This is a genomic window from Sphingobacterium faecale, assembly GCF_016746095.1.
Taxonomy (GTDB): Bacteria; Bacteroidota; Bacteroidia; order Sphingobacteriales; family Sphingobacteriaceae; genus Sphingobacterium; species Sphingobacterium faecale.
This window is the reverse complement of the sequence record NZ_JAERTY010000001.1, coordinates 310,424-327,393: the sequence shown is the minus strand read 5'-3', so window position 1 is coordinate 327,393 and position 16,970 is coordinate 310,424. Positions and strand designations below refer to the sequence as shown.

Annotated in this window: 11 protein-coding genes; 5 read left to right on the top strand and 6 right to left on the bottom strand. The window is 39.7% G+C overall.

Translation table 11 applies throughout. The annotated features are described in order from the left end of the window. Positions 1-8 precede the first annotated feature (8 nt). The 6 genes from JKG61_RS01250 to JKG61_RS01225 form a co-directional block, all read right to left on the bottom strand. Complete coding sequence (locus JKG61_RS01250) at positions 9-818, bottom strand: Cof-type HAD-IIB family hydrolase (RefSeq protein WP_202101179.1); 810 nt, start codon at positions 816-818, stop codon at positions 9-11. A gap of 109 nt (positions 819-927) precedes the next feature. After that, a complete protein-coding gene (locus JKG61_RS01245; protein WP_202101178.1) occupies positions 928-2,670 on the bottom strand; it encodes a metallophosphoesterase family protein in 1,743 nt (580 codons plus the stop codon). Positions 2,671-2,909: 239 nt separating this feature from the next. Further along, the gene (locus JKG61_RS01240; protein WP_202101177.1) at positions 2,910-5,420 is read right to left on the bottom strand and encodes a phosphocholine-specific phospholipase C; all 2,511 of its coding nucleotides are present in this window, start codon (positions 5,418-5,420) and stop codon (positions 2,910-2,912) included. Positions 5,421-5,738: 318 nt separating this feature from the next. Next, the gene (rocF, locus tag JKG61_RS01235; RefSeq protein ID WP_202101176.1) at positions 5,739-6,680 is read right to left on the bottom strand and encodes an arginase; all 942 of its coding nucleotides are present in this window, start codon (positions 6,678-6,680) and stop codon (positions 5,739-5,741) included. A gap of 213 nt (positions 6,681-6,893) precedes the next feature. Next, positions 6,894-8,285, bottom strand: coding sequence for an MBL fold metallo-hydrolase (locus JKG61_RS01230; protein WP_202101175.1), 1,392 nt, complete (start codon positions 8,283-8,285; stop codon positions 6,894-6,896). A 63-nt stretch (positions 8,286-8,348) separates the two neighbouring features. Continuing rightward, positions 8,349-9,140 (bottom strand): sulfite exporter TauE/SafE family protein, encoded by a 792-nt coding sequence (locus tag JKG61_RS01225; RefSeq protein WP_021070687.1) that lies wholly within the window; start codon positions 9,138-9,140, stop codon positions 8,349-8,351. A gap of 298 nt (positions 9,141-9,438) precedes the next feature. Between JKG61_RS01225 and JKG61_RS01220 the strand changes: the two genes are divergently transcribed. The 5 genes from JKG61_RS01220 (at position 9,439) to JKG61_RS01200 (ending at position 16,956) form a co-directional block, all read left to right on the top strand. After that, positions 9,439-9,996, top strand: coding sequence for an RNA polymerase sigma-70 factor (locus JKG61_RS01220; protein ID WP_202101174.1), 558 nt, complete (start codon positions 9,439-9,441; stop codon positions 9,994-9,996). A gap of 51 nt (positions 9,997-10,047) precedes the next feature. Further along, positions 10,048-11,202, top strand: a complete 1,155-nt coding sequence (locus JKG61_RS01215; protein ID WP_202101173.1) for a FecR family protein — start codon at positions 10,048-10,050, stop codon at positions 11,200-11,202. Positions 11,203-11,276: 74 nt separating this feature from the next. Continuing rightward, on the top strand, positions 11,277-14,726 hold the full coding sequence (locus tag JKG61_RS01210; protein WP_202101172.1) for a SusC/RagA family TonB-linked outer membrane protein: 3,450 nt from the start codon (positions 11,277-11,279) through the stop codon (positions 14,724-14,726). A gap of 13 nt (positions 14,727-14,739) precedes the next feature. Continuing rightward, positions 14,740-16,221, top strand: coding sequence for a RagB/SusD family nutrient uptake outer membrane protein (locus JKG61_RS01205; RefSeq protein WP_202101171.1), 1,482 nt, complete (start codon positions 14,740-14,742; stop codon positions 16,219-16,221). Positions 16,222-16,251: 30 nt separating this feature from the next. Further along, positions 16,252-16,956: a DUF4843 domain-containing protein gene (locus tag JKG61_RS01200; RefSeq protein ID WP_202101170.1), complete on the top strand. Its 705-nt coding sequence runs from the start codon at positions 16,252-16,254 to the stop codon at positions 16,954-16,956. The last annotated feature ends 14 nt before the right edge of the window (positions 16,957-16,970 follow it).

Below are 16,970 nucleotides of genomic sequence, written 5' to 3'. Positions count from 1 at the left end.
TTTATCAGTTATAGTGTAATCAATCCATCTTCTTCCTGTAACAGGTTAAAGTACTTTAGCGCCTGTACGACTCCTGCCTCTTCTACTTCAGCAGTGACATGGTAAGCGATATCCTTTACCTCCTGACGCGCATTCCCCATAGCCACCCCATACTTAACATATTTGAGCATTTCGATATCATTGCCACCGTCTCCAAAAGCCATCGTATCACGTTTTCCAATTCCATAATAACGTAACCAAAAGGCGACTCCGGTCGCTTTGTTATAGCGCTGATTGTTGATATCTGCAAAATCATCATGCCACCTCGTCGCTACACAATTGACCATAATATTATCGATGATTGTCTTTTCCTGCTCAGGAGTGATATAGGCAGTCAGCTGAAATACTTTGGAACGCAATAACTCCAACAGAGGGCGCTTTTCAGGAAGAGGGATATGGATAAGTGAATAATGATGCTTCAGTAATTCGTTGATATCATTGGCAAAAACACCTTCATCGGTCATATAAGAAACACAAAATGCCGAAGGTCTGGACTCTAGGTATTGTACCAGATTAAATAGATCGATATATGGTATAGATGATTTATAAAGAACTTTTCCTTCCGCATCGATGCCTACCGCTCCATTCGAAGCAACAAATCCATCAAAAGGAAAGTCGGTGACACGCTTAATCTGCGCATAGGAACGCCCAGACGCGACAAACACCTTTATTCCACTGTTTTTTAAACAGCGTAGACTATCAAGAATCGAATCAGGAATAGTCTCTTCATTAAATCGTAATAAAGTACCGTCTACATCAAAAAAAATAGCTTTAACCATAGTTGTACGGGGTTTAATAAACACAGTACAAACATAGGTCTAAGCTGGAACAGTTAAATGATACAGAAATAACAATACAACATAGTCCAGATGTATCTCATTTACTGGATTACCAAGGGTAATTATAATAAGAACTTGCGTTCTCATCGGTCAGCATAACACGCAATGAGGAGTTCATTAGCGCGTCATCAAATGCTATTTTCTGCTTACCAACAAAGAGGTAAGGGTATACAAACCGAATGCCGTGGCTATAATCTACGTAATAATCGGCATGTCCGGTAAATACGGGCTGTATAGGTTTACCATCCAATTTATGCCAACCGTATAGTGCCAATTTTCCTTTAGTGGCACGAAGCTTTTCAGTCGACACCACATCCTTCTTAATTCCGGCGATAAGGCCTTTTCGCCCTTGTCTTTGTTGTTCAATACGAGCATTGTGCGCCACAAAGGTATTGAACTGCTCTCTATCTTCTGTTAATGGTAAAGGCTCGAGCTTCACCTTTGCCTGTTGATAAACAGCATCACAGATCTTACTATTGCTCAACACGAATCCCAACGAATCGGCTATATACTGAGCCGTGCTAGGTCTTATCGGCAATCGTACGAAATCGGTATCCGTACCCAACATGAGATAATCAGGCATAACATAATAATAGGCATCTATCCTATTTCCCTTTTCATCCAGCCCAGCTACATCAATCCGTTTTAATTTCCGCATAAATTTTGGAAAGTTCCCCCTAAGAAAAATATCCGCTATTGCTTTCTCCCGCTGTTCGTTATCTAAATCAGAAAGTTGCTGTACAATGTGCCTTGCAGGTAAGGCATTCTTCGATAACTTGGGTAAAGTTAATTTTTCGCCATTAAGGGAGCGGTCTATACGCTTTACAGTTCCATTGAACCCCGTTATTTCTCGGGGTAACGTATTAAGTGGTACTTTACGGTCATCTGGTGCAACAAAACCAAGTATACTCGCCTTGCTCATCCCTCCTTTTTTCGGGATATCTATAATTGCATAGGACTTGTAAGCTGGGACGTCATGCCCCAGTAATGGTCTAGGTCCTCCTCCGAGGCAACCACTATGCAGGAGTGTGACCTGCTGTTTGGATCCTGGGAAATAAGCATGTTGATGTCCGGAAATATACATATCCACTCGATATTCCCGAAAAAAGGCTAAGGTAGCATCCGCATCATCGATCACTTCGCCAGGTTTGTTTTTCGATTCTACTAGTGCGTATAAAGGCAAATGTCCTAAGACAATGCGCCCCCTTGCTTTTTGTGCATATGCAGAAGTCAATTGTGTTTGCATCCAACTCTTTACCGCATCGGGAATAACGGATGATGACGCATCCCAACTCAAGAACAGAATATTATTCTTTAGATAAGAGAAATAATATGGAAAGTGGGTATCATCCACGAAAGTAAGTTTTGCCTGATCTTTATAGGTCATCCAGAAGGCAGAAGCCGCTTCCCGATCATTTTTATAATTGGGAGAAGCATCATGATTACCCATCGTAAAACCAAAAGGAATATTCATCTGCTGGATAGGCTCCAACACCGAAGCGTGAAATCCGCTCCACATACTATCTAGCTGAGATCTACGCAAGGAGGCTTTTTGCCCTGCAACCATATCCCCTCCACATAAGATAATATCTGGATTGATATCCTTTATCCGCCCCATTAAACGATGTACCTCCGTACTATAGGTGACCGAACCATACGCATCATTCAAATCCGAAATCACCAATATCTTTAAATCACGGTCTTTTTTTTCGTGATCAAGCTCTTGGCCCAAACAGACCATGGAAAAAAGAGAAAGAATAAAAACAGAAAAAAGACGCGGGTTGAAACACATATTGGAATAATTAAAAGTACGGCTAAAATTAGCTAAAATGCATTAGCAAACCTAAACAGCATTTTATGATATAATCGCAGTATGTTGTCACAATACTATTACTACAAGAATCTTAACAAGTATTTAACACTTTAAATAGGGCTATATACTTAACTTTGGGTATTCATAATTTAGGTTAATAATTGGTTAGTTAAGAACGCCTGGAGCTCCCCGCTTCAGGCGTTCTTTATTGAAAAAAATCATCCAATTAAAGGGTCTGTCGAAGTTTCTTTTCCCATTTCTACCCTTCCTGCTATTCTCGTACAAAAATTCTCAGCACCAGCAACCCTCACTTCCAAATCATACCAGTTTCCCTGTCCAGATAAATCTATAGGTATCCTAACTTCGCTGTTAGCTTTGACCAAACGTGTGTCCTGAATAGATTGATAACTTACATTCTTAAGGTTAACACGCTGCTCAGTCCCGCTAAGGTTTTTTATGATAACATTTACCTTCCCTGTCGCAATACGAGTAACTGATTTTAATTCAGGAACAATTCCCACCGCAATCGACGGATCTTTAACATCGCCTTGAAATTCGCGAAAGAATCCATTAGGGCCGTGTACTAAGAAATGGAAGCGGGTACCTAAAAAACGACTTAATTCCCATTCGTAAAATATTTTATCTCCGGCTTTAACTGCAAAGTTCCAGTTTTTGAAAGATTCTACACTTCCATCCTCCAGCCTGTAAGACAGAGGACTATAGACATTTAATGGTACGCCAACAGTTTTAACACCAAAAATCTGTGTAGAAACTTCTGCCATCAGAACAAACTTCTTATTTTCCGTATAGGCTATTACGTCATAGTCGTATGGAATTGCGTTTGCAATACGGCGCCCTTTTTCCTGCACCTGTAGGAATCCATCAGGCCTGCTACGCTTTGTCCCTTTCAAATCCTTAATTTCTATAAAGGCCTTGGGCTCATCCTTAAATTGCGCATTATAAATGGTACTGATATATTCATTACGATCTAGAAAGGGGAGTTTATCTTGTTTCCCTAAAAAGGGAGTAAAAGCACTGGTTAAATCTCCGCAAATAGTACGTCTCCAATCACTTATATTATCAATCTGTACATCTTTGTTAAATTTATTACGCACAAAGTATTCTAAGAATTGAAGTGTTGATGTATGATCAAAAACTTCAGAACAAACCTTGCCTCCTCTAGACCAAGGAGATACAATATACATAGGAACCCGAAACCCTAACCCGATAGCCCCTTCTCTTGCTTGTTTCTTAGGCACACCTTGTTTAAGTTCATTTTCCAAACGAACCATCTCAACTTCACTATCAATTCCGACAGAACACTTTCCCGTGTCTGCTTGTTTCAAGTCGGGGATAACAAAGGGTTTCACATGATCGAAATATCCATCATTCTCGTCATATGTGATGATAAATATGGTTTTCTTCCATACTTCAGGATTGTTGGTCAATATATCTAATATTTCTGACACATACCAAGCTCCATACCAAGGAGCACTCGGATGATCTGAGAAATTCTTTGGACCTGCCAACCAGGAAACAACCGGGAGCCTATTCATATTTACATCTTCTCTGAATTGATGCAACACATCGCCTTTAGGGACTTCAACCTCACGAAGCGTTCCTTTATGGGTCACATTCAGCTTAACAAGCGACCTATAATTATCATCTCCACGATTGATAGTAAAAGCCCGATTATTAAGCGATTTAAAATACGGAGACAACTGTTCATAACTTTTAGAACTAAAAGTCTTTAAGTCACGTTCTGCTATCTCTAACGTATCACTCTTCTTTCTTATATCCTCTTTAATTCTTCTCGCTTCTTCTTCGGAGCCGGGAGAACGCTCTTCTAACGCAGTAATCTGTCCTGGCAAATCACGAGCCTGTTTTTCAAGATTAGCAATATAGGTATCTTTAAACTTAACGTTATAAGCTTGAAAAAACTCCAAAAGGTTGCATCCAAAATTTGCAAGCCAAGACCGCTCTTCTCCAGTAAGACCTCCCCCACAACTAGTTTCATTTTGATAAAATCGCCATGTTATCCCCTGACTTTCCAACAATTCCGGAAAACTCTTCCAAGTATGTTTACCGTAGGAAAAGTCCTCATTACGGATATTCACTTTTTGCATCCCATCCTTCATTTCAGAAATCTTGCCGGTCCAAAAAAAAGATCTATTGGGCGTAGTACTCGTCATTCCAGAACAAAAATTCTGATCGCATACGGTGAAAGCATCTGCTAGCGCATAGTGAAAAGGCAAATCCTCTCTGGTGAAATACCCTAAAGTAAGTGGCATCTCTGCGTACTTCTTATTTCCGGGGCGCTTAGCAATTAACCATTTATCATACTTACCGTTATTGAAGGCATCGACTTGGCTAGCCCGACTATGAGGCAACGATCCCATCCAAGTCACTTTACTCCCTTTCAAATCTAATCGAAACGGAGCAAAAGTATGACCATCCTTATCTGTCTGATACCAAACCGGTAGTCCATTAGGCAACGAAATACTTCGAGGATCATTAAAACCACGAACGCCAGAAAGAGTTCCTAACGCGTGATCAAAAGAACGATTCTCTTGCATCAGGATGACTACATGCTCGGCATCTAGAAAACTGCTACCCATCTCAGGGTCTATAGCAAATGCCTTTTGTATAGATGACGGCATGAAACCTGTGATACCCGCAGCTCCTGAAAACAACAATGTTTTCCTCAAAAATTCTCTTCTACTTTCCATAGTTAATAGGTTGATTATTAACATGAAGCTAGTCACTATTCTTTTAAAATAACAGCTCCACTTGTCACAATACTGTTATACAACATTCCTTAACAAGTATTTAACACTTTAAACAGACTGATCCACTTAACTTTGGGTATTCATAATTTAGGTTAATAATTGGTTAGTTAAGAACGCCTGTAGCTCCCCGCTTCAGGCGTTTTTTATTGATATAGATTCAAAAACAACTAAAAAAATACGCCCCATGAATATGGTAATCTTAGATCGTTACCATATTCACGGGGCGTATAAAATAAAGCCGTAAGCCTATACAATCATCTATTGAAAGTGCTTTTCCAAAATATCAAAAGCGACTTCTGCCATTTTGTTGCCCTGACTATCCAATAACGGATTGACTTCCACAACTTCCAAACATTGGACTTTACCAGAATCTGTTAAATTCTTCAATAGCGTCGATATTTCTTGAGGGAAAAAACCTCTTGGCACAGGTGTTCCTGTACCATCAGAAATTAATTCACTATCCATACTGTCTACGTCAAAAGACACATAGATCATATCACAAGCAGACAGTTGCTCCAGAGCCTCCTTAACGCAATATTCCAATCCACGCTCTCTAACTTCCGCTACCATGTAATTACGGATCCCCAGATCCTTTATCAAAGAATCCTCGGGATGTTCCGTATCCCTAACTCCGAAATAAACTAAATGATCTGCCGTTATCTTTGCTCCTCCAATCTTTAAATCCTTCAATTTATTCCAATAGGTCTCTGTCTCTTCATCCAGTTCATTGATCCTACATTTCATATTATCTTCCCCAAGCATAGCACCTAGCGGCATACCGTGCATATTGCCCGATGGAGTCGTATACGGTGAGTGAATATCCGCATGTGCGTCAATCCACACCACACCCAGCGTTTTTTCCGGAAAAACAGATTTAATACCGCTTATTGTTCCCATTGCTGAAGAATGGTCACCCGAGAATACTAAAGGAAATTTTCCCTGCGAAAGCGTTTTGGCGACTACAGAAGCAACTTCTGTACATTGTTGATAAATATAAGGTATGTATTTTGCAAATGGATGCTGATCATTTTCATACACAGATTCATTACGGGTCTGCACATCTACAAAGGGATATCTGTGAAAAAAATCACTCCCTTTATTAATGGCAGCTATCTCCATAGCATCGATACCCAAATCCGCGCCTCTAGTACCAGCTCCAATATCCGACCTGTTCTTAATTATTTCTATCGATGTTTGCATAACTTTAGTTTTCGTATAGCTATCTATTAACGATAGCCCAAAAGAGATTATTTAACAAATATCTAAAACTGCGACTACAAACTCAACCTTAATTACGAATTCAATAAAAAAAAGTGCAAATAACGGATAGACAAGAATTTTTACTACCAATTCCGACTACTTCCGTATTTGCACCACAAATTATTCGGCCTATCGCTCTACTTTATCGTGTAGCTATACTACAGTCTGTTCTCCTGCATCTTTCCAATCCTTCATTCCTCCCGAATAGTTCTTCACATTTTCAAAGCCATGCTTTCTAAGAATAGAATAAGCGATAGCCGAACGATCCCCCGCTTGACAATGGATAACGACCTGTTTCTCTCGACTGATTTGATCTAAATGATTTTGCAAGGTACCGACAAAAACATGTTCAGCTCCTATAATATGTCCAGAAGCATATTCACTTGCTCCTCGTACATCTATCAATTGCACATCTTCCCTATTCAAATACGTTTTAAAAGTATCCCGATCAATAATATCGGCAGTATCCAAAGCCATTTCCACTTCTCCCACATCTGTAATATAGCCATACATATTGTCCATGCCGATACGCATTAATTTTCGCGTAAGATCTTCGATCTGTTCCTCTTCTGCAATCAATATAAACTGCTCCTGATAGTTCAATTGCCAGCCCATCCAAGTAGAGAAGGACTTATTATTCTGTATATTAATACTACCTCTAATAAAGCCCTTGGCAAAATCAACTTTATTTCTCGTATCGATAACAGGCAAACCCTTGTCATAAGCTGCAACAAATTGCTCTTTCGTAAGCTTTGGATGTTTTGGAACCTCCAGAAGCAAAGGTCTGTCCACCTTATTAAGGTGCTTCATCATCGCAAAATAAGTTGGCGGTTCGGGTTGACCATCCAACAGATAATCGACGAAAGCTTTTTCATCGCTAGCAAATTGAAATGCCCAATTGCGGATCTTTTCATACCCAACCGTGGTACTCGGTACAGCCCCAAGTGCTTTGCCACATGCAGAGCCAGCCCCATGTCCTGGCCATACTTGTATATAGTCTCCTAATTCCGTAAAACGTTGAACAGACTGATACATCTGTTGGGCTCCTTTTTCCTGTGTTCCTACAATACCTGCTGCCTTTTCCAAAAGATCAGGCCTCCCGATATCTCCCACAAAAACAAAATCTCCTGTAAATACCATAACCGGGGCGTCAGTAGCAGGATGGTCCGTCAGAAGAAAACTTATACTCTCAGGAGTATGCCCCGGTGTATGCAATACCTCCAGTGTGAGATTACCTACCTTGATCTTATCTCCATCTCGCAGTCCCTGATGATCAAACTGATATTGCCAATCATCGCCTCCCTCATCAGAAAGAAAGAGTGTCGCTCCTGTAATCGCCGCCAACTCCCTAGAACCACTTAAGAAGTCAGCATGTATATGCGTCTCGGCAACATGTGTAATCCTTAAATTATTTTTTTTGGCAATATCCAAATATACATCGACGTCACGCTGCGCATCTATAACGATCGCTTCTCCTTTGGCCTGACACCCTATTAAATAGCTTGCTTGAGCAAGACTCTCATCATATACGTGCTTAAAAAACATAATCTACATTTTTAAAGTTTATATTATATCTATAATTCTATACTAATCCAGGATCAGTAGTTTTTACCATTTCAATAGCTCCTTTGCCAAGATATAGCCTCCCATAATTAATACAAACCAACCAAACGCTGGTTTTAATTTATGTCCATCAATACCTTTTGCCAAATAGGTTCCTATCAGTACCCCCACAACAGCCAACAATATAATCTTCACAAGAAATGCCCAGTCGACCGAAATAGTGTGCAGTGAAGATACAAAACCAAGGAGTGAATTAACCGAAATTATTAAAAGCGAGGTTCCGACCGCTTCTTTCATTGGGGTTTTTAGATTATTGACAAGTACCGGAATTATCAAAAAACCTCCTCCTGCACCTATAAGACCAGTAATACCCCCAATCCAAATACCTTGTAACAAAAGAACACCAAAAGAATGCCTATCATTTTCTACGACCTGCTTTTCCTCGCGATTTTTTATCATATGATAAGACGCTAATACCATTAAAATAGCAAAAAGAATCATAATCAACATGTCTTTGGTAATGATAAACATATCAGATGTATAAATTACCGAAGGAATAAGAGGCAGCAACCATACCCGCGTCACCATGACCGCAATGATAGACGGTATACCAAAAATCAAAGCTGTACGAAGATTGACCAGATGTTGCTTAAAATAAGTAACCGAGCCTACAAAACTCGTGGTACCAACTACACACAAAGAGTAGGCTGTCGCAAGAACAGGATCAATATGAAAAAAATAGACCAATACGGGCACCGTCAGAATACTCCCCCCTCCGCCAATCAGCCCCAAGGATAGTCCAATCAAAATTGCCGATAAAAAACCTAAGACCTCCATTCAATATTATTTTTTGGTAGTACAAAAGTGCCATAAATAAATAGAACTATCGGTGACTTGTGTTACATTTACTATACATACCTTACTATCCCTAAAGGCTAGATACTTAGCAAGTATCTCTTCAAGATGAATTGAATAAATAATGTGTAACTACAAAAGAAAAATATAGAATACTTTTTTTTTTAGAAGATAAAATCCCTACTTTTCATCATGCAATGCTAGACGTTATACGCATAGAGAGCACTTCATCGCTAAATAATCACTGATACAAGTACTGACCAATATAATGTAATGCCTGATGATTGACGAAGATATAAGTTGGCTTAAGGATCTTTCACAAGGAAAAGAAACTGCTTTTAAGAGGCTATATGATCTGTATTATCCGCTTTTTTGCAGATTTGCTATGCAGTACATTCAAGATGAGGAAGAAGCAAAGGATATCGTCCAGGATGTAATATTTGACATCTGGCATCATAGAAAAGCCATGGATGATATTCGGTCACTACGTTCTTATATGTATAAAAGTATAGCCAATAAGTGTATAGATACGCTTAGAAAAGCCAAAGTAAAAGGGACTTATTTAAACAGTATATCGGAAGGATCAGATTTTTTTTTACTAAAAGTACTTGAAGAAGAAGTTTTCTTAACGTTGCGCGAAGCTATTAAGCGTCTTCCCTCTCCCACTAATACCATCTTTGAATTATCCCTAGAAGGACATTCGAACCTAGAAATAGCGCAATTACTCGAACTTTCGCTAGACTCCGTAAAATCTCATAAAAAACGAGGAAAAAAAATACTATATCATAAATTACACCTATTACTTTTATTGCTTCTTCAGAAAAATTATTTTTTTTGACACTTTCCATATTCGAGTTCGTCTTAGCTTATATAAAGAGTAAAAAGACGAATGATAGACCGTATTTTCAAACTAAGCAAGCTGGTTGCAAAAAAACTATTACATCAACTTGATGATAAAGAGATGGACGAGTTAAAAAACATCTCCAAAGAGGCGGGAATTACGGAGTCTTCTTTAAGCAAATCTTTTGATCAAAATTTTTATAAAGACAAACAAAAAGAAAATTCACAAATAGATTCTGAATTAGCCTTTGAGATATTCAGAAGAAGAACACAACGCGCAAAAACAAAACTCACCTTTTTTAAAGCTGCGGCAGCAACTGCTGCGCTGTTCCTATTTTTCTCTGCACTACTTTGGTATAAAACCCCATCCCCGACTTTAGCTGTAAAGGAGCAATTTCCGGAAGAGACCTCACCAGGCTATAAACAAGCTGTTCTAACGCTTTCAAATGGACAGAAGGTCGTACTGGACGAAATTCTTAATGATAAAGAAGCCTTAAAACTAGCCTCCATGGGGATTGAACAGGACACCAATGGATTAGTCTACAGGGATCAACAATATCAAACCAATGCAATCAATACACTGCAAGTCCCTTTAAAAGGTGAATATCAGATAACTTTAGCAGATGGAACACGGGTATGGCTCAACTCCTCATCAACGCTTAAATATCCAAATGGTTTTGCGGCTCAAAATCGGGAGGTATACCTGGATGGAGAAGCGTATTTTGAGGTAGCCCATAACCCCAATAAACCTTTCGTAGTTCATGTAGATCAGATGAAAGTAAAAGTACTTGGTACGAAATTCAATATTAACTCCTATAATAAAAAGGCTATAAAAACTTCATTGGTAAGCGGAAAAGTCAGTGTTCGTATCGAAGAAAAAGAGCGCATATTGTATCCGGAAAATCAGGCTCAGGTAGATATCCTGACAGGCCGTATCAGTATCATGCCCACTAACACTGAAAAAATAACAGGATGGACAAAGGGCAAGTTTATCTTTGATGATGAACCCCTTTCCAATATTATGTCCACATTGTCGCGTTGGTACGGCATCAAGGTACATTTCGGTTCCGAAGAAGCACAGAAAACAACCTTTACAGGAACTTTTTATAAGAAAGATAATTTAGAAAAAATCATGCAACTCCTGACACATACTCAGGAAATAAAATACAGAAAGGAGGGACAGGAAATATATATTACAAAATAGCGGTCAGTATGCGACTACCGACCGCCGATAATGGCTTTGCCAAAGTAAATTGACACTCTAACCAAAACGAAAATATGAAAAAAAAACCTAAATGGCATATGCTGTATGGCGTATGCTTTGAAAAATCTTTTCTAACCATGAAGATATCCTTTTTGCTCTGCTTTGCAGTTTCGGCACAAATATATGCTGGAACAGCCAACTCGCAACAGGTCAGCATTTCTATAAAAAATGCGTCATTGCGCCAAGTCATCCGTGAAATTGAAAGACAGACGAATATCCCTTTTCTATACAGTGATTATCAAGTCGCCAATATCAAAAGGATGGACGTCGATCTAAAGGATGTGCATTACAGCACCCTCCTCAATCTCATGCTCGACAATAGTGGTCTGAATTTTAAGAAAATAGAAGATAGCATAGTCATATCACCAGCACCGCAAGCAAAAGAAAACAACAAACAGCAGACTTATAAGATTACTGGACAAGTACTCGATGTATCCGGCACTCCGATCGCCGGCGGATCTGTCAGTGTGAAAAACACAAAATTAAAAACGGTAACTGACGATAAAGGACAATTTACCTTAGATATCCAAAATAAAGAAGAAGTCCTGGTTATTTCATCCCTAGGTAAAATGGCTAAAGAAATAACAGTTACTGCAGGGCAGCCCCTGGTAAAAATCACACTGCATGATGCCGTAGCCAATGTCGAGGATGTAGTGGTCACAGGATATAATACGATAAATAAGCAGAGTTTTACGGGCACGGCTATACAGATTACTAAAGAGCAACTGTTACAAATCAGCTCTTCTAACCTAATGAGTGCTTTACAGGTATTTGACCCCTCTTTACGTATGATGGACAACAAAGATATCGGTTCCAACCCTAATGCTTTACCTGAGTTTTATATCCGCGGACAGTCTGGTTTTCCAGGAGTCATGGAGTTGGATATGGCAGAGGGAGGTTCTGTAAGTCAGTTTGCATTAAAAAACAACCCCAATCTACCCGTATTCATTTTGGATGGTTTCGAAGCTACCCTAGAGAGAATATACGATCTCAGTTTGCAGCGCATTAACCACATTACTATACTCAAAGATGCTGCAGCGACAGCCATGTACGGATCTAGAGCTTCAAATGGAGTGATTGTCATCGAAACAATAACCCCTAAACCGGGCCAGTTTCGGATAAACTATACGGCCAATCTCGATATAACGGCTCCGGATCTATCAAGTTATAACCTCATGAATGCCCGCCAAAAGCTTGACGCAGAGACTGCTGCTGGTCTATTCGAACACCACCCCGACGCGCCTCGCGACAAATACTATGATGCAGGTCTGATGAATCTACAATGGTTACGGACGCAAAAACAGAATATGATCAGTAAAGGAATTGACACCTATTGGTTATCGCAGCCTTTATCAACGATGTTCAACAACCGTCATAATGTCTACGTCGAAGGAGGCTCAGAAGCATTGCGCATGGGAGTCGATTTACGGTACGATAATCAAAATGGCGTTATGAAGGAATCTAAAAGAAACCGGATAGGAACGGGGATAAGTCTGGAATACAGACATAAAGGATTACAAGTCCGTAACCAGTCCTTGGTAGATATTGTGAAGTCTGATGATTCGCCTTATGGTACATTCGAAACCTATACCAGGCTGCAACCTTACTACGCTATCCATCAAGAGAATGGGGATCTCGTACAAACTCAACCAGATTATGGAGGACTTCAAAATGTTCTAAATCCTATTTATGAAGCTACGCTAGGCAGTTTTAGTAACAATAAATACAAAGAATTTTCCAATAACCTATCCGCCAATTGGTACATCGACAATTATTGGACAGTAAGGGGACAATTTGCAATAAACTATAAGCAGGTTCAACAGAATAGATTCATTGATCCAGCCTCTCCACGCTATTCGGATTCTAAAATCCCAACAGAAGAGATAGGCGAATTAAAAGTTCAGAATGAAGATCAATTCGGCTGGAATACCAATTTATTTGCGACATACAACCGAAACTACGGTGTGCACAGTTTCAATCTTGCTGTGGGGATGAATGCCAAAGCTGCCTCCTACGACTATTCGACAGCAGAGTATTCTGGATTTCCGAATGGTGATCTGAACTCCCCTAGTAATGCGAACAAGATCAAGCAAAAACCACTTTTCTCCGATAACAAAACTCGCCTTCTGGGTGGTTTTGCCAACGTCAACTACACCATAAATAACATCTACCTATTTGATGGCTCTGTCCGTATGGACGGTTCATCCGAATTTGGTACGGACCGCAGGTGGGCACCCTTTTGGTCTTTGGGAACAGGAATGAACATACATAACTACCTCAAGATTCCTGAGTTTAACATAGTACGGGTGAAAGCCAATATTGGTCAAACTGGAAAATCAAACTTCGCACCTTACATGGCTCGGAATACCTACAACCTAATGAACGACCAATGGTATGCTACAGGAATAGGAGCCGAACTAATCTACATGGGGAACAAAAATCTGACTTGGGAAAAACAACTTTCTTCTAATATAGGTATAGATGTCACCTACAAAAACAGGTACACTTTAGAACTTAATTATTACAATAAGGAAACCTACGATTTGATCTCCGATGTCTCCCTTCCTTCGTCTTCTGGCTTTTCCACCTATCGCGATAATGTCGGGAAAGTATTAAACAGAGGGGTAGAAGCAATCGGTAACTTTAAGGTCTATAGCCAAAAGAATTGGGATGTTATTGTCTTTGCCAATATCGCGCATAACAAAAATAAGATTGTAGAAATAGCAGAAAACCTTAAGCAATACAACGATCGTGTAGATGCCCATTACGAAAAGTATAAAAACCGCGAGGCAGGTGCCTATCAATGGCTGGAGGACAGAGCCGACGAAAACTCCGCATTTATCAAGCCTATACGTAAATTTGAGGAAGGAAGCTCTCTGACAGCGATATACGGCATGAAATCATTAGGCATCAATCCCGCTGATGGACAAGAGATATACCAGAAGCGCAATGGAGACATCACCAAGGAATGGGCTCCTTATGAACAGGTCGTGATTGGAAATACCGAACCCACAGCACAAGGCGCCTTTGGTATTAATGTACGGTTCAAACAATTTTCACTTTACACCAGCTTTCTTTATGCATTTGGCGGAGATTCTTACAATGAATCCATCATCAAAAACATCGAAAACGTCAACCTATTGTTCTACAATGCCGATGTACGTGCGCTGACAGACCGTTGGCAGAAACCGGGTGATATCACTACATTGAAGTCTATCCAGGACCGACTTTTCGTCACGCGTCCAACTTCCCGATTCGTCCAGACCAATAACTATCTGGCACTAAACTCTGCATCATTGATGTACGACCTTGCTCCTTCGGTAATCGCCCGGTTAAAATTACAGAGCCTGAGATTAGGAATCAATATGAATGACATTGCCAGATTCTCTACGATACGTGAAGAAAGAGGATTAAATTATCCCTTTGCCCGTACCTTCTCTTTCACCTTAAGTACCACATTATAACCTTGAATATATAATGAAAAAGGAATTATTAAAATTAGTGGGTCTCTTTATCATAGTGATAAATACATCCTGCGAAAAATTCTTGGACGTCTCTTCACAACAAGAGGTACTGGAAGAAACCATCTTTAAAGATGGAGCAAATATGCGTATCGCTGTAAATGGCGTATATCGGGGAATTTCGGAGCCTAGTTTATACGGCAAAAATCTCACTTGGGGAATGCTGAGTGCCATGGGGTACAATTATGAAATCAACAGTGACCTAGGAACTGCGGAACGTCAAGCAGCAGATTTCAATTGGGAGAATATCTCTGCACAGGAACTAACCGAACAAGTATGGAAAAAAACCTATAATGTTATTGCAAACTGTAACAATATAATACAACAGGCTGAATCAAAGGACTCCACTTTCTTTGAGCACGGAGAGATGGAAAAACGTCTTATTATCGGCGAGATGACCGGATTACGGGGCATGTTACATTTTGAAATGTTGAGACTATTCGCTCCATCTTTTAAGGCAAACCACAATGGTAGCGCCTTACCTTACGTAACAGCTTACCCTACCAAACAACCCGAGCATATTGGTATGGAGCTCTTCTTCAAAAAAATCACGACCGATATGGAGAAGGCTAGAGAGTTATTAGCTTCTATCGATACCATCAAGTATGATTACTCCTTATGGCGTCTTTCACAGGGCAAGATAAAGCAAACCAGTAATACCAAGGTGCCCGAGGGTTTGTTTTTTACCATGCGTGCACAACGGATGAATTATCATGCGGCTACTGTGCTACTGGCGCGTATGCATCTTTACAAAGGTGATCACAAAGAAGCTCTTCGATATGCTGACACTTTTTACCAATTCAATAAAAAAAAGAATCGTATCTCATGGACTCCTGCTATTTACCAAGGATCTGTCAATCTTGTCGACTGGGTGTACATAAAGAAAATTGATGAACTGATATTAGCTGGACATAATGTCAGAAATTTCGACAATTGGGAAGCGGTTACGAGATCTCCCTCCGCCTATCAAATGAAAAACATGGATATTCTATTCCAGAACGACCGGGATGATTACCGCTATGTAGGCTATTATAACCGGTATAGCGACAAGAGATACCTAACATGGGCTAGGCCCAGAAGTAATGATGCAACAACTGTTATTGCACAGGGACCCATTATCCCCATGATCCGACTTTCAGAAGCTTTCCATATCATGATCGAATGTCTTCTCGAAGAAGGTAAAAAAGCCGAGGCTTTTGCACTCTTCAAAACAATACGGACTAATCGTGGTGCCAAACGTATACTGAATGAGAATATGACTGTAGAAGAGATGAAAGAAGAACTCTATCAAGATATTATCAAGGAAACACTGACGGAGGGTCATACTTTCTATCTATTCAAAAGGTTACAGCGCGATATTTATAACGGGTTGTCCAATCGTATCATGAAACCAGAGGAATGGACTATCCCAATTCCGTATAGCGAATCCAGTTATTAACTATTTATGAATTCTAAAATCTTTTTAAAGATGAAAAGAAAACTCTATATCTATATAGCTATAGTAGCAGTGCTTAACCTATTCGAAGGCTGTAAAGAGGACACTCTTCCCCTATTCGAGGGCGACAATTATGTTCAATTTAGCCGTCCATTGAATGACTCTTTGACCTGTACTTTTTTAGATGTTCCTGATACATCTCATCGTATGTTTCCTATTAGTGTCGACCTGATAGGTATTCCATCTACACAAGATAGAAATCTAGAAATACAAGTTATACCAGAAGTCACCACTGCTCAAGCTAAGCATTATGAAATACCAAATCAATTGATACTGGGTGCCAATAAAGTGCGTGACACCATCTGGATTAAAGTCAATAACACACCGGACCTCAAGGATAATCCCGTAAAAATCGTGTATCAAATAAAAGAAACAGACGCATTCAAAGTTGGTGAACGGAATTATTCAATAGGTGTCTTATATTTCACCAATAAGATCAGTCAACCGATTTGGTGGCGAGGTACAGTACAATCAAGCTTTTTGGGAACCTATTCGGACAAGAAGTATGCCCTATTTATTAAGTTGACAAACAGAGTCGACATAGACCCTAACAATCTAACTGAACTGACAGAACTGACGCTGATTCTCAAAAATCATTTGAGAGAAATGAAAAATGAAGGAAATACAGTTTACGAAAACGACGGCACAGAAATGACAGTAAACCTTATTGGTGGTTAAGACTAACATCATAA

Coding starts and splice junctions, on each gene's coding strand:
- JKG61_RS01210 (WP_202101172.1), top strand. CDS start 11,277: ATGAAAAAAAAACCTAAATGGCATATGCTGTATGGCGTATGCTTTGAA.
- JKG61_RS01215 (WP_202101173.1), top strand. CDS start 10,048: ATGATAGACCGTATTTTCAAACTAAGCAAGCTGGTTGCAAAAAAACTA.
- JKG61_RS01240 (WP_202101177.1), bottom strand. CDS start 5,420: ATGGAAAGTAGAAGAGAATTTTTGAGGAAAACATTGTTGTTTTCAGGA.
- rocF (WP_202101176.1), bottom strand. CDS start 6,680: ATGCAAACATCGATAGAAATAATTAAGAACAGGTCGGATATTGGAGCT.
- JKG61_RS01230 (WP_202101175.1), bottom strand. CDS start 8,285: ATGTTTTTTAAGCACGTATATGATGAGAGTCTTGCTCAAGCAAGCTAT.
- JKG61_RS01220 (WP_202101174.1), top strand. CDS start 9,439: ATGATTGACGAAGATATAAGTTGGCTTAAGGATCTTTCACAAGGAAAA.
- JKG61_RS01225 (WP_021070687.1), bottom strand. CDS start 9,140: ATGGAGGTCTTAGGTTTTTTATCGGCAATTTTGATTGGACTATCCTTG.
- JKG61_RS01250 (WP_202101179.1), bottom strand. CDS start 818: ATGGTTAAAGCTATTTTTTTTGATGTAGACGGTACTTTATTACGATTT.
- JKG61_RS01200 (WP_202101170.1), top strand. CDS start 16,252: ATGAAAAGAAAACTCTATATCTATATAGCTATAGTAGCAGTGCTTAAC.
- JKG61_RS01205 (WP_202101171.1), top strand. CDS start 14,740: ATGAAAAAGGAATTATTAAAATTAGTGGGTCTCTTTATCATAGTGATA.
- JKG61_RS01245 (WP_202101178.1), bottom strand. CDS start 2,670: ATGTGTTTCAACCCGCGTCTTTTTTCTGTTTTTATTCTTTCTCTTTTT.